We start from the raw sequence: 21,435 nt of genomic DNA, 5'->3' as shown, positions 1-21,435 counted from the left end.
ACAACGGTTGTGGAAACCGGATTCCGGGAGAACTCGGCAGCTTCGTTGTCACCGTCGCCGATGCGTTAGCTGTTGACATACGCCGAACTGGACGTACAGGCCAACCGGGTGGCAAACTTGCTTGCCTCCCGCGGAGCCGTTGTGGTGCAACGGATCATCACCCATCGGGGTGAAGAACGCGGGGATGCCGGCGCCGCCGGCCCGCAGCCGCTCCGCGAGCGTGCCCTGCGGGGTCAGCTCCACCTCCAGACGCCGTTCTCCTCACGCCGCGCGACCGACCCGCCGGGCCACCGCTCGTCACGAGGAGGCCGTTGTCTGGGCCCGATCGGAGGCCTGTTCAGGCATTTCCGCCAGGAGAAGGGGGAGGCCGATGTTCACGGAGTGGAGGCCGACCGTGGTCGCCAGCTTCAACACCTCGAAGATCTCGTGGGGCGTCACCCCGAGCTTCAGCGCGTCCTGGATGTGTCGACGGACACCGGGCGCGTAGAGATGGGTGCAGGAGACGTCGATGGCGAGGCAGACGAGTTGGACCACCTGGGGCGAGAGGTGCTTGCTGTCGTACGTTTGCGCAGCCGCCCTCATATAGTGCTCGGTCCATTCTGGATCGAACTCGAGAAGGCTGTCCCACAATGGGTTCCAAATTCCATTCGCCTTCAATCCGTCGACGAAGTCGGTGAGGTTGCCGGCGTCGGTTGTCATCGTCGCGCTTCTTCCACGGTAGTGAGGATTTCGTCGAGAAGTTCGGTGGCGCGGGGCCATTCGCCGTATCCGGCGGCAGGGTTGAGGTGTCCGACCTCGCCGAGGTCGACGAGTCGGCTGCCCCACGCCTGCGCGAGACCGACGACGGTGTCGTATGAAGCAAGGGGATCGTTGGTGCTGGCGGCCACGATGCTCGGGAACGGCAGCGAGCTGCGCGGGAACGGGATCCAGCCGTTCGCGTCGAGGTCCGGCTGGGTTGGATAGCCCTCGGGCAGTGGCGTGGAGAAGTCGGGCGGGGTGGCCAGGATCGCACCCGCGACCGGGCGGTCGTGACTGGCGGCCCAGTGCACCGTGATCATCACCCCGGCACTGTGCGCGACGAGCACGACGGGCCCGTCGATGTCGGCCAGGACCCCGTCCAACGCCGCGACACGGGCCTCGAGGCTGAACTTGTCCTGCTCGAGCGAAGGGACGATGCGGACCTTGTCGAGACCGGCGGCCAACAGAGTCTGCCAGTGGTCCTCGACATGGCCTCGGAGCCCGGGGACGATCACAACTGTCGGGGATTCGTTGCTGCTCATTACATTTCCTTCACACAGGTTGAGCCGGGCGGAGCGGGAACACCAGGACGACCGGTGTCCCCACTCCGTCAAGAGGGCGCTTGACGCTCGGGCCGGGGGCGATCAGGCGTGCTGGGTGAAGCCGACCTGGCCGGGCTCACGGTTCGGCGCGTAGCCGAGCTTGGCGAGGGTCTCGTCGGCATCGGCGTAGGTCTCGCCGATCCGGTAGATGTCGCGGGCCTCCTTGGCGGTGGCGACCTCGCGGCCGAGCTCGTTGGCGACGCGCACCAGCTGGCGGACCTGCTCGGCGGAGGTGATCTTGACCTCGCCGCTCGGCGCCCACAGGTTGTCCTCGTTGCCGCAACGCGGGTGCAGGCCCATCGCGATGGCCATCGTGTTCACCGGCAGCACGCTGCGCATCAGCGTCTCCAGCGTCAGGCAGGCGCCGTCCGGGACCCGGTTGATGAACTGCATCATGTTGTACGGGTTGGGGCCGTCGAAGCCGCCGCCGATGGCGACCCAGGTCAGGTTCAGCGGGCCGGTGTAGAAGCCGCGGCGGATCAGCCGCTCCACCGTCTCGAGCTGCGGGATGGACGAGAGCTGGAAGTGCGGCTGGATGCCTGCGGCCTGCAGGCGACGCAGGTGCTCCTCGACCCACTCCGGGCCCGCGGGGACGGTCATCTCGCGGTAGGTGTGTGCGAGCTCGGCGTTCTCCAGGGAGGTGCCCTTGATGTCGCCCGGGGTCATCAGGTCCATGATGTTCATCTGGCTGGTGTTGATCGCGATGGTGACCTGGTCCGGCTTCGGGTCCAGCTCGGCGAGCATGTGGCGCACATCGTCGGAGAGCCACTTGGCGTCAGCGCCGTCGCCCTCGGGGGCGAAGGAGATCGACCCGCCGACCTGCAAGATCATCTCCGGCACTGCCTCGCGGAGGCGGCCGAGCAGCTCGTTGAACTTCGATAGGCGCTTGGAGCCCTTGCCGTCCTCCTCGCGGACGTGGATGTGCAGCACGGTGGCGCCGGCCTCGAAGCAGTCGACGGCCTGCTGGACGTGCTCGTCCATCGTCAGGGGCAGGTCCTCGGGGAAATCCTCGACCGCCCACTCCGGGCCGTACGGCGCAACGGTGATGACCAGCTTGTCCTGGTTCTCTGGGAAGAATGCGTCGTCGTGAAAGTTCATGGGTAACTGCTCCTGTCGAGGAATCGGGAAGTATTCGAAGAGTTCGTGCGGGCCGGACTCAGATGATGACGCCGCCGTTGGGGCTGATGACCTGGCCGACGCAGTAGTGGTTCTCGCCGGCGAGGTAGACGGCGAGCGAGGCGTACTCCTCGGGCCTGCCCAGGCGGCCGACCGGGACCATCTGGTAGAGGTTGCCCTTCTCCTCCTCGGTGGCCTGGTCGAGGTACGCCTGGAATGGAGGGGTGAGGACGCCGCCGCACGCGATGGCGTTGACGTAGACGCCGGCGCCCGCGACGTCGAGGGCGACCGTCTTGGTCATGCTCGCGACGGCGGCCTTCGCGGCCGAGTAGCCGGGGCTGTGCGCGCTCGCGGCGGAGGTGCCGGCGATCGACGCGATGTTGATGATGCGGCCGTAGCCCTGCGGCTCCATGAACTTCAGCGCCTCACGGGTGCAGTAGAAGACACCGTGCACGTTGACATCCCACCACTTGAGCCAGTCGTCGTCGGTCAGGCTGCTGGTGATACCCATGGACTGACGCTCCATCGGGGTGGTCACATAGGCGTAGTGCCGGCTGCGGCGCACCTCGTCGGCCGGCGAGTTCGGCACCCGGGCCGCGTTGTTGACCAGGATGTGGACGGTGCCGAACTGCTCGGCGGCCCGGGCGAACATCTCGGCGACCTGCTCCTTGGAGGACACGTCGCAGCGCAGGGCCAGGCTCTTCCGTCCCAGGGCCTCGATCTCGGCGGAGACCTCGGCCAGCTTGTCCTCCTGCAGGTCGCACAGGACGAGGTCCGCGCCCTCCTGCGCCATGGCCAGGGCGATCGACCTGCCCAGCCCCTGTGCTGCTCCGGTCACGACCGCGACTTTGTCGAGTAGCTGCATTGCACTGCTCCTAATCATGGATATGCGAGATCCGCACCGGCACCGGAGTACCGGCGCGGATCGTGAGGGGAAATCTGGTGGGGAACTACCGGGCCGGGACGGGCGGGCGCTGATCGCCCGAGGCGTCGGCGGGCGCCTTCGCGGTCTTCAGTTCCAGGGCAGCGAGCTTGCTGAGCCCAGCGGGGTAGAGCTTCATTCCGGCCACGAGGACGGCGATCGATGCAACGAAAGCGAGGGGAACCCACTGCAGTGCGCCGAGCAAGCCGAGGCGATCGGAGAGCATGCCGACGACGAAGGGGCCCAACGCCATTCCGAAGATGTTGTTCGCAAAGGTGCCGGCACCGAATGCCGACGCGCGGATCGAGGGATGGGACAGGCTCGCGACGATTGCCGTGGTGGCACCGGAGGAACCGGCGCAGAAGAAGGCGCCGACTCCGATGAGGACCATCTGCAACGGACCGTTGCCGAGCTGGAAACCGACCATGAGGAACACCATCGACAGCGCGGCAATGGCGATTGCCACCGTCCACTTCAGCTCCGGCCGTCGGCGGCTGATGCGGTCGGCTGCGATGCCGCAGGCAGCCATTCCCGAGCCGATCAACAGGACGAACACGGAGGCCGCGATGCCGGCGCTGGACGCGTCCATGTCGTGGTAGCGGTTGAAGTAGCTGGGCAGCCAGGCGAGCAGCACACCGGAGACGAAGATCTGGATGCCGGCGCCGATGTACACGCACATCAGCGAGGGATTGGTGACCAGGCTGGAGAGGGGCGCTCGCGCGCCGGCGGGCGCGGGATTCCCGGTGGCCGACTGCTCGGTTGCGTGCTGCCTCAGCCGGCTCTCGGTGACGACGATCCGGAACAGCACGATGAGGATGCCGCCGAAGATGGCCATCAGCAGAAACGCTGCGCGCCAACCGAGGTGGTCTGCGAGGACGCCACCCAAGGCGACTCCGATGACGGAACCGAAGAACACCGCGGCCAGGAAGGAACCGCTGAGTGAGGCGTGCAGTCGCGGGGCGAAGACACTGAGCATGATTGCCATGCCGACGCTCGCGTAGGCGGCCTCGCCGAACCCGAGAAGGAACCGCGCACCGAGCAGTTGGGTGTAGTTGCCGGCTGCGGCGCACAGGACGGTCGCGACGCTCCACATGACCGCCATCAGGGTCACGCTCCTGACCCGCCCCCAGCGGTCGGCGAGGAGCGACAGCGGCAGCGACAGCACTCCGACCATCAGGGCGACGACACTGGTCAGTGCTGCGAGCTGCGAATCCGACAGTTGCCACTCAGCTTTCAGAACCGGGAACACGGAACTGAGGACCTGTCGGGACATGTAGTCCGACATCATCAGTCCGAAGATCAATGCGAACACTGCCCACGGGAAGATCCTCGATCTGGTCGCGCTGTCGGCGGCCGCCGCGAGATCGGCCGGCGCCTTGGTTCCAAGCTCCATGTGTGCTCCTATCCTTGGAGCTGCGTTGCGGGGGCAACGCTTCTCCGTTGTGACACCTCCTCGGGACTGCCCTGGGCGGTGGTCCCGAGCCGGTGTGGTGTGGCGGCTCGATGGTGACGTGACGCGAGACGGCTGTCTCTCACAGAAGGGCGTGCCTCAGGCCCCTTGTCGGATTCCGGTCCGGGGGTTGCCCAGAGCGGAACGCGTCCGTCTCGGCGCAGCTCCTGGCGGTGCGGGACGTACGCGACAAGCGCGGTGATTCATGTCACGCTATACCGAACGGGTCACGGCGCCTTCCCTCATTGGGACAGGTTCCTTGCCATTTTGAGACGAGCTGGGGAGATGGTGAAAGTACTGAAGGTTCGGATCTCGGTTCTCAACGAGTACGTGGAGTTGGCCCAGTCGCTCGGGTTGGACCCGCGCCCGGTGATGCACGAGGCCGGAATCGATCCGGCGAACTTCGCGACCCCGGACGCGTGGATTGCGGCGCAGTCCGTGAACGACCTACTCGAGCGCACGGCTACCGCCACGGGGTGCGAGGACTTCGGGGTGCGGATGGCCGCAGACCGGAGGGTCTCCAACCTGGGGCCCGTGGGAATGGTCGCGAGGGAGGAACCCGACGTCCGCAGTGCGCTCGAGATCGTGCTGCGGCACATGAGGTTGTACAACGAGGCCATCCACACGCGGCTGGTCGAAATGAACGGGATGGCCACGATCCACGTCGAGTCCGCACCCGGCCTGACACTGGGGCGCCAGTCGATCGAACTGACGGTGGCGTCGATCTCCCGAATCCTGGGGAACTTCCTTCCAGACGGCTGGCGCCCGCTTTCCACCTGCTTCACCCACGAGCCTCCGGCAGACCTCGACATCCATCACCGAGTCCTGGGCAGCGAGGTCACGTTCAATCGCGACTTCCACGGCCTCGTGCTCTATGCGAGCGATCTGGATTCGGTGAATCCACTCGCAGATCCACTCCTGCGACCCTATGCACGGCAGTACCTCGATCTGCTCGCGCCACCCGAGGACACCTCCACGGTGGGACGCGTCCGGGACGTGGTCGAGGCGCTACTCCCCGGCGGACGCTGTTCTGCCACCCGGGTAGCACGGGGCCTGGGTATGGACCGGCGAACACTGCACCGGTATCTGGCGCAAGCGGACGAGACCTATTCGTCGGTGGTCGATGCGGTGCGTGCGGATCTCGCGACGCGCTACATCGCGCGTGACGGACGAACCCTGACCGGCATCGCAGGTGAGCTGGGATTCTCGAACCTGAGCGGCTTCTCCCGCTGGTTCAAACGCAAGTTCGGCCAGAGCCCGACCTCCTGGGCAGCGAACGAGCGCGAACCCAGATCGCGGTGATCGGGGCGAGCTGACGGCCTAGAACTCCTAGTACAGGCACTGGTGACCCAGCGGCCCGACTTCGACGCGTTCTTCACCGACGTGCCGGATGTCGCCGGGCTTGAATCCCGGCTGCGTGAGTCGTGGACGGCCATGACGGTCGGCGGCGACGCGGTCAGCACCCGAATCCTGCTGCAGGTCATTGGCCATAGCGCCCGCCCAGCCCGGGCCCTTTGCGGAGTTCGCCGAGAGGGCGCCCGACACCGTTATCGGGGCACTTGCGGCCGCAATGGTGCGCCGGGACGGACAGTGGGCACGGCAACAGCGGACGCGACGTGATCTCGGCGGGATTTCGGGGGCTGTTGTCCGATCGTTTGATCACCGGCGACGTCGAACGAACGGACCTTGCGGCCGAGAGACTCATCGGCCAAGTGCTGGGGGATGCGCTGCGCGGCCATGGCTGGATGGAATGGAACGACGTGGTCGTGGGTGGGTGGATGGGTGGATGGAGGGGTGTTCACCTATGCCGGTTCGGTCGGAGCTGCATGCGGATTGGATAGGTTGACCAGTTGGTGATCGCACTTGGTGATGGCTCCAGATCACACCAATCTGGAAGGTTTCCAATCTCAGTTGCTCGCAGCACCGGTTGGGGAGGACGAACTGGGCGAGGTCCGGGGCGTCGGGGTTGTGAGCTGAGGTGCGGACGTCCCGATCTCGACGAGCTGCACGGTCGGTCCTACCTGTAGATCGGCCTGACGACCGGACAGGGAGCGGGTTCTGATGAGCCCGTCTTGTCCTAGCTCATGAACGGCGCGCGCCCTCGACCATTCCGGCAGAGTCACCTGCAGGGGTGCAGCCGGCACCTGCAGCTCGCGATCAGCGTTGACGTCCCACACGGGTGCAGCGCGCCAGACGGTCAAGAAGAACGTGCCGTCAGACTTTTGTAGCAGCGAGGTCTGGATGTCGCGCGCTTGAGTTGCGAGCGAGTAGTCGAGCCGGCCCGGCTGGAAGTTCGCCCCCTGTGGGTCGGACAGAAGGCGAATCAGGCCCTGAAGAGCCTTGAAGGACTCCTTCGGCTTACCCGTGGAGTCGAGTAGCCCGAAGTTCGCCTCCTTGTCGTTGGGATTGGCCTTCTGGTCGACCAACTCGTACAAGAAGGCCCGCCTGATCCCCGCGTGGTAGCTGCCGAGAAGGAGTCGCGGGATATAGGTGGCCGCAGCTGTTCGACTCACGCCTGAGTCAGATGTGGGGCTGTTGTAGTAACCGGTCTCGGTGCTTATCACCGGCTGCTGTGTTGTGACGGGTTGTGCGATGTAGTGGAGGTTCCAGAGTAGGCTCCCATAGCCGTTCGGGCCCCATCCGTGCGTCTCTGGGTTTCTGTCGGACGGGTAGTAGTGAATGTTGCCGTAGTCGGTAAGGCTGCTCAGATCGCCTAGGGCCCGTGTGGATTCGGTCTTGGTCAACGAGGGCCCGATGATTCCGATGCCATTGAGGGTCGAGGTAGATCGCACCGTTGAGGCCAGTCGCTCCTGAACGGTGCGCGTCCTTGCCGCCCAGTCTGAGACATTTTGTGCATCTGGTTCGTTGACGCCTTCGAGTGTTCTGACGGCGTTCTTTCCGCCGGACCACGCAACGACATCGGCCAGCTTGTTGAAGTCGGTGGCTTGGCCCCAGGGTGTCTGCATGGAGGAAAGGAGGTTGAACTTCATGCCGGACTGAGCGAGGTCGCGCAGGCGCTGATAGTAGGTCGAACTAGCGTTAGCTGCCGGATAGGTGTAGATCCCGTCACGAAGGTTTTTCACCCCCAGTTCGAGCAGTCTGGGCTTGATGATGTCGTCGTATCGGTCGTAGATGGTGTCGGTGTAGTGCAGGTGGATATTGACGCCGATCGATTCGACGAATGCCGCGGCGGAGGACGCCTGCTGGCTGGGACTGGAGGTCGAAGCAACCGGAGTGGCGGCTCGGCTCGGCGCGGGTACGAGCAGGGTCGTGGCAGTGAGGGCCGCCACGGCAAAGCCGACCACGACGCGAGTTGGGGAGGTGTGATGCATGCCCATGCGACCATAGTGTCCGCTTCGGACCGTTATGTCCGCAAAGGGCCGAGTGGGCCTGGCAGCGAGGTCTTGTCCAGACGTCTGGACAAGAACCGGCTGACGGTGCACCGCGGGTAGTTTCGTGGCTTCGGAATCCGCCGCTATACCTTGCTCATCGGGTTCACCCTCAGCCGCGCTGAACCTACTCAACCTGCACGACTGAGCCTGCAAACGTGGGATTCTCGACGAATTGGGAAGACTCCTCGGCGAGCTAGAACCAGAGCGCATGCCCCGCAGGAGGCGACACCACTTCGTCTCCAGTAGCCGCCGGGCTGCGCCCTCGTCGACCGCGCGATCGGCAGATAGCGACCCCGCCCCGGCAGCGAAATCCACGGATTCCGCGGCTCGACCTCGGCCACATCGCGGCAGCAACCGCCCGTAGGCGCCGAGGGAACGAAACTCGACTAAGTCCGCAGGCGAATCGCGCTGCAATCAGGTCGGAGATGCGCCGAGTCGGGCCAGCGAGGCCAAATCGATAGAGAATCGGCGTCCGAAAACCGTCCGCAGGTCCAATAGGAGAACACAACGGGCGCGAATAGGTGAACCGTCACGGGATTGATGCCGCTTCCTTTCTTGTGAAGGAAGCAAACCATGCCCAAGCGTTACCCCGCCGAGCAGCGTGAACGCGCGGTGAAGATGGTCCTCGACCACCTCGATGAATACCGATCCCTGAACGCGGCCTGCCAGGCCATCGGGCCGAAGCTCGGTATCGGCCCGGAATCGCTGCGGACCTGGACCAAGCAGGCCCAGATCGACACTGCCCAGCTGCCAGGAGCCACCTCCGAGGAGCATCAGCGGATCAAGGCTCTCGAACGAGAGGTTCGAGATCTTAAGGACGCCAACGAGATCCTGAAGGCTGCCTCGATTTTCTTCGCGGGGGAGCTCGACCCTCGCCGCCGTTGATCTGCCAGTTCATCGATCAGATGCGTGCACAGAAATTCAGGGTCGAGTCGATCTGCCGAGTGCTCACTGCACAAGGAGTGCAGGTCGCCCCACGCACGTACCGAAACTGGAAAAGTGCTCCTCGTCGGAGCGAACCATCTCCGATGCCCACGTCACGAACGCGCTGCTCGGCACAGTCGACACCGCACAGGGGCTGTACGGGCGCCGCAAGATGACCGCCCACCTGCGACGCAGTGGCCACCAAGTCGCTGCCTGCTTCTTGACGTCCATGTGCACCAGCTCGCCGGGTCGCTGACGTTCGTAGCGCACCGCGGTGGTCTTCGAAGAGCGGATCATCTCACCGGTCAACGGGTCGCAGTCGGCCAGGTACGGCACCTGGTGTCGTCGCAGGACTCGGGAGACGGTGCGGGCCGGCACCTCGAGCTCCGCTGCGAGCCAGTCCGGTCCGCGTCGTTCACGCATGCGTAGTTCGACGATCCGCGTCTCGACTGTGGCCGCGGTTCGGGTCGGCATCATGTGCGGGCGTGAGGACCGATCATGCAATCCCGCCTCACCCTCGGCCACGTAGCGGTGCACCCAAGTGGACACGCATTTGCGGGAAACCCCCATCGCGCTGGCAATATGGGCCTTGGGCCAGCCGGCCCGGTGGCGTTCGACGATGAGCATTCTCCCGAGATACGTGGTGCGGGCACTACCGTGGGACACGAGAACCTCCGGCGGGAAGTGGGCCTTCGACAAGCCACACCCCAACCGGAGGTTCTCTTCACATCAAGCCGACACGCCCGCTACCAATGTCCTGGCCGGGTACACCTAGCGGGTTTGCAGATCACGCAGACGCTCGGCTGGGGTATCCCAGTCGAGCGTTTTGCGTGGACGGGTGTTGAGTTGGCGAGCGACGTGTTCGAGGTCTTCGGGACCATGAACACTCAGGTCGGTGCCCTTCGGGAAGTACTGGCGTAGCAGGCCGTTGGTGTTTTCTTTGGTGCCGCGTTGCCAGGGTGAGGCGGGGTTGCAGAAGTAGACGGGCATGTCGGTGGCCATCGTGAATTGCTTGTGCCGCGCCATCTCGCAGCCCTGGTCCCAGGTCAGCGACCCCTGCACGACAGCTACCGATCGCCGGTCGATGCTGTTCCGTCGCTGTCGATCTTGGTCACCGCAGATTTGTATCGAGTGCCGCGCACGTAGTCCACCACGGCGCCGTCCGAGTGGATTCTGCCCGGGCCCGCGCGTCGGATTCCGTCGCGCCAGTCCCTGGCCGTCCGCACGTTCACACCGACCTCGGCGGCGGCGTCACCTGTTGACCAATCATCGGCGATCAGGTCTATGAAGCGCCGCCGGGCTTCGGGTTTGCCGACCACGATCCGGCCACCGACTTCAACAAGCTGGCCGATGTCGTTGCCTGGTCCGGCGGAAAGAACGCCGTCAGAACACTGAGAGAGACGCGAGGGATGGACGAAGGCCCGACTCTGCAATGCCCCAGGGAGTTGGCATTGCATGATCCTGTGGGACCTTCGTCCATCATGCTGACTGTCCTAGGGAGGACACCCGGTCAGGGCAGTCAGCAGATCGGGACGGACGCTGTCCGCGCGGCGGAATTCGTTTTCGGGCGCCCTCGGATGGAGCGATCAGAGTAGGCGGTCGCCCAATTCGATGTCCCCGGTTTCATCATGATGCTGGAACCCACGGACCGCCTTGGAAGCGGATTCCGAGTGTCGGTTCACGAGAGCCGCATGCTGAATACAAGTGCGGGTCCGTGGGCTCCGTCTACACCGGTCACGTCACTGGGGATCACCATCGTGTGACCGGTGAGTCTTGTTGTCGGCTTCCATCGACCGGCATTGCGAGGCTTCCGATTTCGGTGACCGACATGGTTTACGATGTCAGGTGCTGATCATGCGCCTGTCGACGAAATCAGCGACAGCGGCGCGAAGGGCAGGGTGGCATCCTCGGCGATCCGGGCCAGCTGGTTGTACTTGGCCAGGCGTTCGGACGACTTGGTGGATCCGATCTTGATCTGCCCGGCGGCTGTACCTACCGCGAGATCTGAAAGGAAGTCGTCCTCGGTCTCGCCGGATCGGGCGGACACGACCGTTACGTACGAGGCCGCGCCGGCCTGTGCCATGACGTCGAGGGTACCCGTGAGGGTCCCGTTCTGATTCACTTTGACGAGCACACCGTTGGCGGCATTCTCCTCGATGCCGCGGGCGAGTCGCTGGGAGTTCGTGGTGAACAGGTCGTCACCGATGAGGCGGACTCGGTGGCCGAGACGGGTTGTCAGTTCTCGCCAGCCACTCCAGTCGTCCTCGTTGAGGGCGTCCTCAATGGAGGCGATGGGGAAGTCGTTGACCCAAGATTCGACCATGTCGATCATGTCGGTGGTGGAGGCCCGACGACCCTCGCGGCGGAGGTGGTAGTCGCCGGTCTCTGCGTCGAAGAGGCTGGTGGCGGCAACGTCGATTGCGATCGCGACATCGCTTCCAGGGGTGAACCCGGCGCGCTCGATGGAGGCGACGAGAAGTTCGAGTGCCTCGCTACCGGTTGCGCAGCCTGGGCTGATGCCACCTTCGTCGGCAAGCAGCGTGGGCAGTCCGCGCTCTGCTGCGACCGTGGTGGCGGCATTGCGGACCTTCACGTTCATGCGGATGGCATCGAGCATCGAGGTGGCGCCGATGGGGATGGCGAGGAAGTCCTGGACATCCATGCCGCGGCCGGCGTGCAGACCGCCGGAAAGGACATTAACCATGGGCATCGGCAGGGTAGGGGCGGGGGCTTCGGCCAGTTTCGCGATCCGCCGGTACAGCGGCTCACCACCGGCGAGCGCGGATGCTCGGCACACGGCCAAGGAGGTGCCCAAGACCGCGTTGGCCCCGAGACGAGATAGGGAGTCAGTGCCGTCGAGTTCCCGCAGAACGGTGTCACAGCCGCGCTGGTCGAAAACGTCGAACTGGCGCAGGGCTGCTGCGATCTTGGTGTTGACGTTCTCGACTGCGGTCAGAACACCGAGGCCGTCGTAGTAGTCCACGTCGCCGTCGCGCAGTTCGTGCGCCTCGTGTGTGCCGGTCGAGGCTCCGGAGGGTACAGCGGCTCGGGTTACGATTCCGTTCGCCAGGCCGATCTCGACCTCGACCGTCGGGCGTCCACGGGAGTCGAGAATCTGTCGCCCGTAGATGGTCTCGATTGTGCTCATGGAGCAACTCCATTCGATGGGGGAGTGGGATGGTTGCAGGGATTGAGGGGGCTCTGGCCACGCAGTACCCGGACGACGTCTTCTGCAGCTCGTCGACGCAGTTCGGTTACCGCCACCTCCGAGGAGAAGCCGATGTGCGGCGTGAGGGTCACGCCTTGATGGTCGAGTAGCGCGGCATGGATGTCGGGTTCGCTCTCGAGTACGTCGAGGCCTGCACCGGCGAGATGGCCGGATGTGAGTGCTGCGACGAGTGCCTTTGTGTCGACCAGCCCGCCACGACTGACATTGATCAGGTAAGAACCCCGGGGCATCTTCTGCAGTTCTGCGGTTCCGATCAGATGCCGGGTGGTATCGGTGAGCGGAGCGTGCAGAATCACCACATCACTGCGGCGCAGCAACTCGTCGAGTTCGAGGAAATCGACGTCGTCGTGGTCGGACGGGGGGCGGGGGGTGTGAACAATGACCTTCGCGCCCAACGCCTTCAGCGTGCGCGTCGTGACGCGCCCGGTCCGGCCGAACCCGATCACCCCGCAGGTCAGCGCCGAGATCCGGCGCGGGTACAGCCCGCCTGCGGACCAACCGTCGGAGCGGACGTGTCGGTCAGCTTCGACGATTTTGCGTGCCCACGAAACGAGCAGGGCAACAGCGTGGTCGGAAACTTCTTCGACGCAGTAGTCGGGCACGTTGGTGACCTGGACCCCACGGTCGGCGGCAGCTTCGACTGCGATGTTGTCCAGACCGACGCCGAGGCGAGTGATCACCCGCAGGTCACCGGTCTTCGCAATGGCTTCCGCCGATACCGGCGCCCAACAGGTGAGGATCGCACAGGGGCGGTGCTGGGCGGCCAACGCCTCGATCTCGGAACTCGATCCGGCGACGGCCGGTCCGGTGACCAAGCGGAAACCGGCCGTCTCGATCACCTCGCGTTCGATGTGATCGTTCGGCCAGGGTCGATCCGTGAGCAGTGCAGTGCCGGGTCGATCGTCGTTCATGTTCGACTCCGTCTCGGCTGAGTGCACTGCGTGCGCGATCTGCGCTGGCATCATCAGGGTAATGCTATCGATAGCATTGGGCAAGTCGTGAGCCTCGACCTGACTCCTCCTCGGAGGATGGGGCGTTAGACGGCCCCGATGCCGGGACCTGTCGGCGGCGCAGTGCTTCCTCGAAAAACCAGCTCTCCCAGCTGTTTCGAGGAGAACGTGGTGTCGGGGTCGGATGCGCGATCGGTGAGGCGCTCGAGAAGCCGGAGACCGCAGGCGGTGGCCATGTCACCGATGGGTAGACGGAGTGTGGTCAATCCTGGTCCCCACCACGAGAAACCCGGTTCGTCACCGAATCCGGTCACCGACAGCTCGTCCGGGATCGTGGTCCCGGACCGGAAGAGCTCGTCGAGAACACCGGTCGTCAGCCTCACTGATCCGACGACGATCGCGGTCGGTGGCGTGGGCGTGTCGAGCAGTCGTCGCAGTGCTTGACGGCCGTTGTCCTCGGCGGCGGGCGAGATGTGTTCGACCAGGTGGACGTGGGACTCGAGTCCTCCGGCGCGAAGGGCGTCGCGGAAGCCCTTCAGCCGTTGTTTCCCGGTGGGTAGTGCGACGGGGCCTCCGATGTAGCCGATCCGGCGGTGACCGAGGTCAACGAGGTGAGCGGTGGCCATCTTGAGTGCACGATGATCGTCAATACCGCACCAGTCCGGACCGAGGGAGCGATGTCGGCGCAGCATCTGAATATGGGGGAGACCGTTAAGCAGTGATACCGTCTCGGGACGTGGCCGGGCGGTAGGGACAATGATCACGCCGGCGATCCGCGAGGCCGACAGCTCGCGCAGGTGTTGCAGTTCAGCGTCGGGTTCGTCATCGGTCTCGGAGAGCATTAGCTGGAATCCCTCGGCCTGGAGATTCTTCGAAAGCTCATGGGCGATGGTCGAGTAGAAGCTGTTGCGGACGTCGGGGATGACCAGCGCGACGACATTGCTCGAGATGCCGCGCATCATTCGTGCTGCACGATTGGAGACGTATCCCATCTCCTCGGCTGCCTTCCGGACGCGGAGTTTGGTTCGCTCGCTGATGCGGGCGTCGTCGGTGAGAGCGCGACCGACGGTGGAGACCGACAGTTCGAGCCGCTGTGCGATGTCTTTGGTCGTGATCACTGTTTTGGCATCCTCCCCTGGCGACGGTGGCATGGATGCTACCGATCGCACAGGCACACTCTCGGTGCCATCATATGTTCCGTTACCGCGGGCCGGCATCGGCGAGATCGGTCCGTTCACGGAGGGGATCGAGGATATCGTGCGCTGCCCGGGAGGCAGGCAGGCGTCCTCATGCGGTGCGACGTTGTTTGCGCCGGTCCAGGTCGCTGGTTCCACCCCATATCCCGAATCGCTGGTCGGATTCGACGGCGAAGTTGCGGTATGCACGTTGTACAGGGCGCCGAGCGCAGACCTGCTTGACGGCATGTTCGTGGCGCAGTCTCGGGCCGTGTTGCACTCCGTCGTGTTCGAAGAACAGATCTTGGCTCATGTTTCTGCACAGCGCGTCGATCTGCCGGTTCCAGAAGGTGGTAGGCGCCCGGTGGGCCGACTCACGGTGTGCGTCCTTCATCGCGGAAGTCTGTTCCTCCCCGAAGCGGTGAGGGGGAAACCGGGCAGGATCCCTTGTGCGAGGGAGGGGGACACGCACAAGGGATCCTCCGGCCCGACGGCGAGCGGATACCGTCGGGGTAGTGGGGGCTACTGGTCGAGCTTGAGCCCGTTCAGGACACCCTGCATGTAGCCGATGGCGTAGGCGCGGCCGCGGCTGCAGTACGCCTGGGGCGAGGTGTCGCCCCAGGTTGCGATATCGCCCAGCATGGCCGGAACGTGGTCGTCGATGAGGAAGCCGTCGAATCCGCGGTCGTGCAGGCGTCGGATGACTCGGGCGGGGTCGAAGTTGCCCTCACCGAGGAAGCACTCCTCGAAGACTGGCACCGTGCCGCGAACGTCCCGGAAGTGAACGTAGAAGATGCGCCCCTCCGGTGCGAGCAGGTCGATCACCTCGTTGACTGCTTCTTCACCGCCCATTTCGGATACGGTGCCCATGCAGAAGTTCAAACCCCATGCCGGGCTTCCCTTGGCGCGCCGGTATGCCTCAGCGATGCCCTCGGGGGAGACGAACAGCCGCTCGACGCCGCCGAGCGCGTCGGTAACCGGCGGATCGTCCGGGTGCAGGGCGAGCCGAACTCCTACTTCCTCGGCGACCGGCAAGACCGCGTCAATGAAGTACTGGTAGTTCTTCCACATCTGCTCGCGGTCGAGGATGCGGCGTTCGTCCGGCACGTCGGGAGTGAGCTTGTAGGACGCCAGTGCGTTGCCCTTGTGCGCCTCGGCGGCGTCGAAGGCGGACACGGCGGCACCGCCTCGGCCCTTGGCATCCATGTCGGTGCGCCAGACGTAGGTTGGCAGGAAGTTGTAGCCGAGCAGGGTGTAGCCGGTCTCAGCCATGTTGCGCAGCGTCGTGTGGAAGTTCTCGATCTGCTCGTCACGCCCGGGCAGGCCGCGTTGAATCTTCCAGAAGTGCTTCAGGGGAACGTTTTCCAGGCCCTCGATGACCAGTCCCTGTCGGTCGCAGTCCGCACGCAGGGCTGCGAGTTCCTCGACGCCCCAGTATCCCTTCTCTCCCGGCAGGTTGCTCGGGGTGTGGAACTGCACGGACTTGAGCCCGAGCTGATGCGCGAACTGCGCGACTTGTTCGTCGTGTTCGTCGATGTGGCCGAGGGCGATCCTGATCGGCATGTGGGAGGGTCCTCCTACTACGAGATGGGTGGTGTTGGAAGGTGTGAATGAAGTCGCTTCTGAGGCCGGGTCAGTCGGAGAAGTAGTGCGGGTGCTCGTCCCGGAGTCGGGGCAGATGGATCAGGGCGCGCCGGGAGTGCGTCTGGATGAGCTGTCGTCCGCCGGCGAGGTCCCGGGCGTCGAGCGCGTCAACGATCCGGGTGTGCTCGTCGATGAGCTCTTCGGTGGTGCGGTGCTCAGGCAGTGTCAGCCTGCGCAAACGATCCATGTGCAGTTTTGTTCCCTGCACGACGTCCCAGGCGCCGGGATACCCCGCCATGGTGAAGATGGCCCGGTGCATTGCTTCGTCGGCAGCGAAGAACAGTTCCTCGTCCTCGCTGCGGTAGGCGTCCTTCTGCTCTTCGAGCAGATCGCGCAGCGCATCCGTCCGGAGATTCTCTTGGGCGCAGGCGGTCTCGAATGCGCCGCATTCGAGGTTCTCGCGCACGAACTGCGCCTGGACGATATCGGTCACCTTGATCCGAGAGACCTGGGTGCCGACCTGCGGGACGACGTTGACCAGACCGGCCTCAGCCAGTCGAGTCAATGCCTCACGCACTGGTGTGCGACTGACCGAAAACTCGTCGGTCAGCACGCTCTCCGACAACTGGAGTCCGGGCTCGAGCCTCAGATCTCGTATCGCGGACTGCAATTCCTCGAAGACGAGGTCCGATGCCCGGCGTCCCGTTCGCGTGCGGGAGATCGGCGTCAGGCCGAGCCCTGCGCGAGCGCGGTCGGTGCGTGTGTTCGTGCTTACGATCATGGGTTGATAGTTGCACAGATCACATCTTGTATGCAAGTATTCAAGTCATGTCAGAACTCATCACGAAGGTCGCGCTCGTCACAGGCGGGACCAGCGGTATCGGTCTCGGGGCAGTGGAATCCCTACTGGCGCATGGGGCGTCGGTGGCGCTTTGCGGCATCGATCCCGACCAGACCGGCGAAGTCGAGCAACGCCTGAAAAGTGGGTACGGCGAGTCGCGCGTCCTGGCGGTCACTGCCGACGTCACGAGCGAGTCGGCAATGCGGTCGTTCGCAGACTCCGCCGCCCGGCACTTCGGCGGCCTGGACATCGCGGTCACCGCGGCCGGTATCCAAACCTACGGATCCGCCGCCGACATCGACCTGGATCTGTGGAACCGAACCCTGGCGGTAAACCTCACCGGCTCCTACCTAGCTGTCAAGGCCGCGCTGCCTCACATCCGGCTCAGGCGCGGAGCCGTGGTACTGGTCTCGTCGGTGCAGGCGTTCGTGAGCCAGTCCAGCGTTTCAGCGTACTCCGCGAGCAAGGGCGCCCTTAACGCGTTTGTCCGAGCACTGGCGATCGACGAGGCGCCACACGGCGTCCGCGCGAACGCCGTGTGCCCGGCCTCGGTGGACACTCCGATGCTCCGGGCAAGCGCACGTCAGTTCTCGGACGGAACCGACGCTGGTGAGCAGGCCGTGGTCGAGCAGTGGGGTGCAATGCATCCGGTCGGCCGTGTAGCCCGCCCGTCCGAGATCGGCGAGGTGATTGCCTTCCTCGCAAGCGATCGAGCCAGCTTTGTCACCGGTATCTCGATGCCGGTCGACGGAGGGCTGTTGTCCAGCGTCGCCGTGGCCATTCAGGACTGACCATGCCCGACTACTCCCGCATCGAGATCATCGTCGCGTCGGATGCCGAAGTTGGTGAAGGTCCCTTCTGGGCGCCCGACTCAGCAACCGTGCACTGGGTGGACATCCCTGCGGGAACAATCCACAGTTTCGAGCTGGCGACTGAGAGGACGCGGTCGGTGTCGGTTGGCACCGATGTCGGATCGGCTGTGCCGCGTCCCTCCGGCGGGTTCGTCGCAGGCACCGCGGACGGATTCGCCCACATCGACCTCGACGGCCGCCTTCACCCCATTGACAGCTTCTTGCATCCCATGATCCGCATGAATGACGGAAAATGCGACGCGGCGGGAAGGTTGTGGTCCGGCAGTACCGCATACGACTTCACCGACGGGCTCGGTGCACTTCACGTTCTCGACGAAACCCTGACCTGTCGCACCGTCCTTGACGGCCTGACCCAGCCGAACGGACTCGGCTGGAGCCCCGACAACCAGACGTTCTACCTCGTCGACAGCGTCACCCAGGACGTGTCCGCTTTTGACTTTCACCTACCGAGCGCAACGATCTCGCGCAGGCGCACCCTGATCAACCTCGAGCAGGCCGACGGCGTGCCCGACGGCCTGGCGATCGACTCAGCAGGATGCCTGTGGATAGCTCTGTGGGGCGGCGGCACCCTGGTGCAAATCTCTCCCGACGGACAGATCCTCGAACATCTCGAAGTACCCATCCCGCAACCCACGTCGTGCGCCTTCATCGGCGCCGGCCTCGAGACCCTCGCTGTCACCTCCGCACGTGCCGGTCAACCATCCGGCGGCATCGATGGCTCGATTCTCGCGATCCACGGCCTCGCCGTCACAGGAGCACCGGTATCGCCCTTCTGTCGCTGACCTCGCCCTTAGGGGCAGTCACCTCGTCACTTAGGACCAACCATGCAACACGACATCCACTCCTCCTCGGCAGGTACACCGGTACCGGTACACGAACCCACGCCGACACCCCACTCGAGCGGGATCATCGCCTTCGTGGCCGGCACCGCCGCCTTGGGCGGGTTCCTGTTCGGTTTCGACACTGGCATCGTCTCGGCGGCGCTGCTTTACATCCGCGAGGACTTCGATCTCGGTACCTTCGGACAGCAGGCGACCGTGTCGGCGCTGCTGGTGGGCGCCATTCTGGGCGTCATGGTCACCGGCTCCGTGCTCGAGCGCATCGGACGAAAGAGAGCGCTGCTCGTCGTGGCGTCCGTGTTCACGGTCGCAGCCCTGGCCTGTGCCGTAGCACCCAATGTCACCGTTCTGATGGTGGCGAGATTCTTCCTCGGGCTAGCGGTTGGCGCGTCGTCGGTCGCGGTGCCGGTCTACATCGCCGAACTCGCGCCCGCGACCTCCCGGGGGCGCTTGGTCTCGATGTACCAGCTGCTCATCGGCATCGGGATCTTCGTCTCCTACCTCGTCGGATACGCACTGTCCGACGGCGAGCACTGGCGTTGGATGCTCGGGCTCGCCGCGGTCCCGTCGATCATCATGATGATCGGTGTTCTCCGCCTGCCGGAGAGCCCCCGCTGGCTGCTGACGAAGGGTCGCGACGACGCCGCTAGGGCCGCCCTGTCACGAATCTATCCCGTCTCCGCCGTCGAGACGATGGTCAACGACATCAAGAACATCCCGACCGGGGACTCGTCCACCACGTTCCGCACCCTGTCCAAGCCTCGCTTCCGCCGCGCAGTGACCATCGGCGTCGTCGTCGCTGCGACGAATCAGCTAGTCGGCGTCAATGCAGTCATCTACTACGCCCCTACCCTTCTCATCGAGGCTGGCCTCGGGGCCTCGGCATCACTGCTGTCCTCTGTGGGCATCGGCGTGGCCATTGTCGTCTTCACCGCGATCGCGCTGCTGTGCATCGACAAGGTCGGCCGACGGCCACTGCTGCTCGGTGGCATCGCTGCCATCGTCGTCAGCCTGATCTTCATAGGCTGCGTGTACCTGATTCCTGGACACTCCGGACTCACCGGAGCACTGCTGGTCGCCGGGCTGATCGTGTACATCGCCGCCTTCTCGGCCAGCCTCGGACTGGGTATCTGGCTCATCAACAGTGAAATCTTCCCGACGTCGATCCGCGGCAAGGCCGCGAGCCTCGGATCGCTGACGCACTGGGTTCTGGACTTCGTGATCGCGATGACCGCACTGTCGCTGTTCCAGCTCCTGACCCCGTCCGGCTTGTTCTGGATATTCGGTGTATTCGGAATCATCGGCTTCGTCTATCTGTTCCGCTTCCTCCCCGAGACGAAGAACCGCACTCTCGAAGAGATCGATGCCGAACTCTCCGGAACGGCCGAACGGCCCGACGTCCGGGCACCGCTGTCACCCGCCCGCCACTGAACACAACCCGCACGAGGACACTCACATGACAGGCACACAACCCGCGGAGCAGCTGACCACCAGGCACGATGAGCGCTGGCTCGAGGCTGAAACACACCGACTCCTGTCCTTCGGTATCGATTCATCTGACCGGAGAAAGGGATTCGGATGGCTCACCGATGACGGAGCGGTCGACCAAGACCGTGAGAGATTCACCTGGGTGAATTGCCGTATGACGCACGTGTACGCACTCGGTCATCTACTCGGATATCCGGGGGCCGACGACGCGATGCGCGACGGAGTCGAAGCGCTCATGACGACACTGCACGACAACCAATCGGGAGGCTGGTATCCCTCGGTGACCGCCAACGGCACCCCCGCGGCGTCGACGAAGGATGCATACGACCACGCCTTCGTTCTGCTCGCAGCCTCGAGCGCCGTCGTCGCCGAAGCCCCCGGGGCGCGAGCACTGCTGGCGTCCGCGCTCCGAATCTGGGAGAAGTACTGGTGGGATGAAATAGAGGGGCTGACACGCGACCGCTGGTCTCACGACTGGGGCTCCTGCGACGCCTACCGCGGGGCGAATGCCAACATGCACACCGTCGAAGCACTCCTGGCCGTCGGTGACGTCACCGGCGATCCCATTCATCATCAACGCGCCCTCCGCATCACCGCGCGCATCGTGCACGAGTTCACCCGAACCAACCGGTGGCTGATGCCCGAACACTTCGACGCCGACTGGCAGCCCGATCTCGAATACAACGGTGACCTACCGGACGACCCGTTCCGGCCGTACGGCGTCACGATCGGACACCTTCTCGAGTGGTCCCGACTGTGCCTCAATCTTGCCGCCTCCCTGGGCGAGGAGGCACCGGCATGGCTGACCGAGGACGCAATCGCCCTGTTCGACACGGCGATCCGTTTCGGGTGGGAAGCAGACGGACATCCAGGCTTCGTTTACACAGTCGGCTGGGACGGGGCGGTCATCGTTCCGACCCGTCTGCACTGGGTGGTGTGCGAAGCGGCGTCCGCTGCAGCAGCACTCGCTATCGCGACCGGAGCGAGCTGGTACACGACCTGGTCCGAGACATTCTGGGCCTACGCCGAGGCCACCTTCATCGACCGTAAACAAGGATCCTGGCATCACGAACGTACGCCCGAAGGCCTTGCCTCGGCCAGCGTGTGGACGGGCAAGCCCGATCTCTATCACGCGGTGCAGGCAACTCTCATTCCCCGGCTGCCGTTGGCTCCGAGCCTGGCAACCGCTGTGAAAGCTTGCGATCTGCCGTTTGCAGCACAGTAATTCAGCACGTACCTGCGCGTAGGGGTGTCGCGGTTGACGAACCGCGGCACCCCTGCCTTCGTCTGTGCCGCCGTTGAAGGCATAGGGC

20 protein-coding genes and 3 pseudogenes are annotated in these 21,435 nt (G+C 64.6%); 6 read left to right on the top strand and 17 right to left on the bottom strand.

The window, feature by feature from the left end:
• Positions 1-126: 126 nt before the first annotated feature.
• The 6 genes and pseudogenes from ACWFRB_RS08730 to ACWFRB_RS08705 form a co-directional block, all read right to left on the bottom strand.
• Positions 127-249, bottom strand: a pseudogene (locus ACWFRB_RS08730) (CoA-transferase); the annotation flags it as partial.
• A 48-nt stretch (positions 250-297) separates the two neighbouring features.
• The gene (locus ACWFRB_RS08725; protein WP_452640320.1) at positions 298-699 is read right to left on the bottom strand and encodes a carboxymuconolactone decarboxylase family protein; all 402 of its coding nucleotides are present in this window, start codon (positions 697-699) and stop codon (positions 298-300) included.
• The gene (locus ACWFRB_RS08720) at positions 696-1,280 is read right to left on the bottom strand and encodes an RBBP9/YdeN family alpha/beta hydrolase (RefSeq protein ID WP_452640318.1); all 585 of its coding nucleotides are present in this window, start codon (positions 1,278-1,280) and stop codon (positions 696-698) included. Before ACWFRB_RS08720 ends, ACWFRB_RS08725 begins: the two co-directional genes overlap by 4 nt.
• A 102-nt stretch (positions 1,281-1,382) precedes the next feature.
• Complete coding sequence (locus tag ACWFRB_RS08715) at positions 1,383-2,438, bottom strand: 3-keto-5-aminohexanoate cleavage protein (RefSeq protein ID WP_452640316.1); 1,056 nt, start codon at positions 2,436-2,438, stop codon at positions 1,383-1,385.
• A 58-nt stretch (positions 2,439-2,496) separates the two neighbouring features.
• Positions 2,497-3,294, bottom strand: a complete 798-nt coding sequence (locus tag ACWFRB_RS08710; RefSeq protein ID WP_452640315.1) for an SDR family NAD(P)-dependent oxidoreductase — start codon at positions 3,292-3,294, stop codon at positions 2,497-2,499.
• Positions 3,295-3,406: 112 nt separating this feature from the next.
• Entirely contained in the window at positions 3,407-4,771 is a 1,365-nt protein-coding gene (locus ACWFRB_RS08705) for an MFS transporter (RefSeq protein WP_452640314.1), read from the bottom strand.
• Between the two features lie 342 nt (positions 4,772-5,113).
• Between ACWFRB_RS08705 and ACWFRB_RS08700 the strand changes: the two genes are divergently transcribed.
• The gene (locus ACWFRB_RS08700) at positions 5,114-6,130 is read left to right on the top strand and encodes an AraC family transcriptional regulator (protein ID WP_452640313.1); all 1,017 of its coding nucleotides are present in this window, start codon (positions 5,114-5,116) and stop codon (positions 6,128-6,130) included.
• Positions 6,131-6,157: 27 nt separating this feature from the next.
• Here ACWFRB_RS08700 and ACWFRB_RS08695 read toward each other — a convergent pair whose 3' ends face one another.
• A complete protein-coding gene (locus ACWFRB_RS08695) occupies positions 6,158-6,319 on the bottom strand; it encodes a hypothetical protein (protein WP_452640311.1) in 162 nt (53 codons plus the stop codon).
• 416 nt (positions 6,320-6,735) lie between these two features.
• Positions 6,736-8,166, bottom strand: coding sequence for a hypothetical protein (locus ACWFRB_RS08690; protein ID WP_452640310.1), 1,431 nt, complete (start codon positions 8,164-8,166; stop codon positions 6,736-6,738).
• 627 nt (positions 8,167-8,793) lie between these two features.
• Here ACWFRB_RS08690 and ACWFRB_RS08685 point away from each other — a divergent pair.
• The gene (locus ACWFRB_RS08685) at positions 8,794-9,105 is read left to right on the top strand and encodes a transposase (protein WP_452640308.1); all 312 of its coding nucleotides are present in this window, start codon (positions 8,794-8,796) and stop codon (positions 9,103-9,105) included.
• A 255-nt stretch (positions 9,106-9,360) separates the two neighbouring features.
• On the opposite strand, the pseudogene ACWFRB_RS08680 reads toward ACWFRB_RS08685, so the two are convergent.
• The 9 genes and pseudogenes from ACWFRB_RS08680 to ACWFRB_RS08640 all read right to left on the bottom strand — a co-directional run.
• Positions 9,361-9,810, bottom strand: a pseudogene (locus ACWFRB_RS08680) (helix-turn-helix domain-containing protein); the annotation flags it as partial.
• 105 nt (positions 9,811-9,915) lie between these two features.
• A pseudogene (locus ACWFRB_RS08675) lies at positions 9,916-10,197 on the bottom strand (IS30 family transposase); the annotation flags it as partial.
• Positions 10,198-10,211: 14 nt separating this feature from the next.
• The gene (locus ACWFRB_RS08670) at positions 10,212-10,601 is read right to left on the bottom strand and encodes a helix-turn-helix domain-containing protein (protein ID WP_452640306.1); all 390 of its coding nucleotides are present in this window, start codon (positions 10,599-10,601) and stop codon (positions 10,212-10,214) included.
• A gap of 395 nt (positions 10,602-10,996) precedes the next feature.
• Positions 10,997-12,292 carry a phosphopyruvate hydratase gene (eno, locus tag ACWFRB_RS08665; protein WP_452640305.1) on the bottom strand — a complete coding sequence of 432 codons (1,296 nt, stop codon included), beginning with the start codon at positions 12,290-12,292 and terminating at the stop codon, positions 10,997-10,999.
• Positions 12,289-13,338 carry a C-terminal binding protein gene (locus ACWFRB_RS08660; protein ID WP_452640304.1) on the bottom strand — a complete coding sequence of 350 codons (1,050 nt, stop codon included), beginning with the start codon at positions 13,336-13,338 and terminating at the stop codon, positions 12,289-12,291. The genes eno and ACWFRB_RS08660 overlap by 4 nt, the downstream gene beginning before the upstream one ends.
• 71 nt (positions 13,339-13,409) lie before the next feature.
• Positions 13,410-14,561, bottom strand: a complete 1,152-nt coding sequence (locus ACWFRB_RS08655) for a LacI family DNA-binding transcriptional regulator (RefSeq protein ID WP_452640302.1) — start codon at positions 14,559-14,561, stop codon at positions 13,410-13,412.
• 49 nt (positions 14,562-14,610) lie between these two features.
• Positions 14,611-14,892, bottom strand: coding sequence for a WhiB family transcriptional regulator (locus ACWFRB_RS08650; protein WP_452640300.1), 282 nt, complete (start codon positions 14,890-14,892; stop codon positions 14,611-14,613).
• A gap of 128 nt (positions 14,893-15,020) precedes the next feature.
• Positions 15,021-16,061 (bottom strand): mannonate dehydratase, encoded by a 1,041-nt coding sequence (locus ACWFRB_RS08645; protein ID WP_452640298.1) that lies wholly within the window; start codon positions 16,059-16,061, stop codon positions 15,021-15,023.
• A gap of 70 nt (positions 16,062-16,131) precedes the next feature.
• A complete protein-coding gene (locus ACWFRB_RS08640; RefSeq protein ID WP_452640296.1) occupies positions 16,132-16,863 on the bottom strand; it encodes a GntR family transcriptional regulator in 732 nt (243 codons plus the stop codon).
• Between the two features lie 47 nt (positions 16,864-16,910).
• On the opposite strand from ACWFRB_RS08640, the gene ACWFRB_RS08635 reads away from it, so the two are divergent.
• Genes ACWFRB_RS08635 through ACWFRB_RS08620 form a run of 4 tightly spaced genes read left to right on the top strand, consistent with a single transcriptional unit; the run spans position 16,911 to position 21,347 of the window.
• Positions 16,911-17,714 (top strand): SDR family NAD(P)-dependent oxidoreductase, encoded by an 804-nt coding sequence (locus ACWFRB_RS08635; RefSeq protein WP_452640295.1) that lies wholly within the window; start codon positions 16,911-16,913, stop codon positions 17,712-17,714.
• A 2-nt stretch (positions 17,715-17,716) separates the two neighbouring features.
• The gene (locus tag ACWFRB_RS08630; RefSeq protein WP_452640294.1) at positions 17,717-18,577 is read left to right on the top strand and encodes an SMP-30/gluconolactonase/LRE family protein; all 861 of its coding nucleotides are present in this window, start codon (positions 17,717-17,719) and stop codon (positions 18,575-18,577) included.
• Positions 18,578-18,619: 42 nt separating this feature from the next.
• A complete protein-coding gene (locus ACWFRB_RS08625; RefSeq protein ID WP_452640292.1) occupies positions 18,620-20,065 on the top strand; it encodes a sugar porter family MFS transporter in 1,446 nt (481 codons plus the stop codon).
• A gap of 25 nt (positions 20,066-20,090) precedes the next feature.
• Complete coding sequence (locus tag ACWFRB_RS08620) at positions 20,091-21,347, top strand: AGE family epimerase/isomerase (RefSeq protein WP_452640290.1); 1,257 nt, start codon at positions 20,091-20,093, stop codon at positions 21,345-21,347.
• The last annotated feature ends 88 nt before the right edge of the window (positions 21,348-21,435 follow it).

The sequence above is a fragment of the Rhodococcus sp. NPDC055112 genome, assembly GCF_053607505.1.
Note: the sequence above shows the minus strand (reverse complement) of the source record. Positions and strands in the feature narration are given on the sequence as shown.

Coding starts and splice junctions, on each gene's coding strand:
- ACWFRB_RS08725 (WP_452640320.1), bottom strand. CDS start 699: ATGACAACCGACGCCGGCAACCTCACCGACTTCGTCGACGGATTGAAG.
- ACWFRB_RS08720 (WP_452640318.1), bottom strand. CDS start 1,280: ATGAGCAGCAACGAATCCCCGACAGTTGTGATCGTCCCCGGGCTCCGA.
- ACWFRB_RS08715 (WP_452640316.1), bottom strand. CDS start 2,438: ATGAACTTTCACGACGACGCATTCTTCCCAGAGAACCAGGACAAGCTG.
- ACWFRB_RS08705 (WP_452640314.1), bottom strand. CDS start 4,771: ATGGAGCTTGGAACCAAGGCGCCGGCCGATCTCGCGGCGGCCGCCGAC.
- ACWFRB_RS08700 (WP_452640313.1), top strand. CDS start 5,114: ATGGTGAAAGTACTGAAGGTTCGGATCTCGGTTCTCAACGAGTACGTG.
- ACWFRB_RS08695 (WP_452640311.1), bottom strand. CDS start 6,319: ATGGCCAATGACCTGCAGCAGGATTCGGGTGCTGACCGCGTCGCCGCC.
- ACWFRB_RS08690 (WP_452640310.1), bottom strand. CDS start 8,166: ATGGGCATGCATCACACCTCCCCAACTCGCGTCGTGGTCGGCTTTGCC.
- ACWFRB_RS08685 (WP_452640308.1), top strand. CDS start 8,794: ATGCCCAAGCGTTACCCCGCCGAGCAGCGTGAACGCGCGGTGAAGATG.
- ACWFRB_RS08670 (WP_452640306.1), bottom strand. CDS start 10,601: ATGCAATGCCAACTCCCTGGGGCATTGCAGAGTCGGGCCTTCGTCCAT.
- eno (WP_452640305.1), bottom strand. CDS start 12,292: ATGAGCACAATCGAGACCATCTACGGGCGACAGATTCTCGACTCCCGT.
- ACWFRB_RS08660 (WP_452640304.1), bottom strand. CDS start 13,338: ATGATGCCAGCGCAGATCGCGCACGCAGTGCACTCAGCCGAGACGGAG.
- ACWFRB_RS08650 (WP_452640300.1), bottom strand. CDS start 14,892: ATGAAGGACGCACACCGTGAGTCGGCCCACCGGGCGCCTACCACCTTC.
- ACWFRB_RS08645 (WP_452640298.1), bottom strand. CDS start 16,061: ATGCCGATCAGGATCGCCCTCGGCCACATCGACGAACACGACGAACAA.
- ACWFRB_RS08640 (WP_452640296.1), bottom strand. CDS start 16,863: ATGATCGTAAGCACGAACACACGCACCGACCGCGCTCGCGCAGGGCTC.
- ACWFRB_RS08635 (WP_452640295.1), top strand. CDS start 16,911: ATGTCAGAACTCATCACGAAGGTCGCGCTCGTCACAGGCGGGACCAGC.
- ACWFRB_RS08630 (WP_452640294.1), top strand. CDS start 17,717: ATGCCCGACTACTCCCGCATCGAGATCATCGTCGCGTCGGATGCCGAA.
- ACWFRB_RS08625 (WP_452640292.1), top strand. CDS start 18,620: ATGCAACACGACATCCACTCCTCCTCGGCAGGTACACCGGTACCGGTA.
- ACWFRB_RS08620 (WP_452640290.1), top strand. CDS start 20,091: ATGACAGGCACACAACCCGCGGAGCAGCTGACCACCAGGCACGATGAG.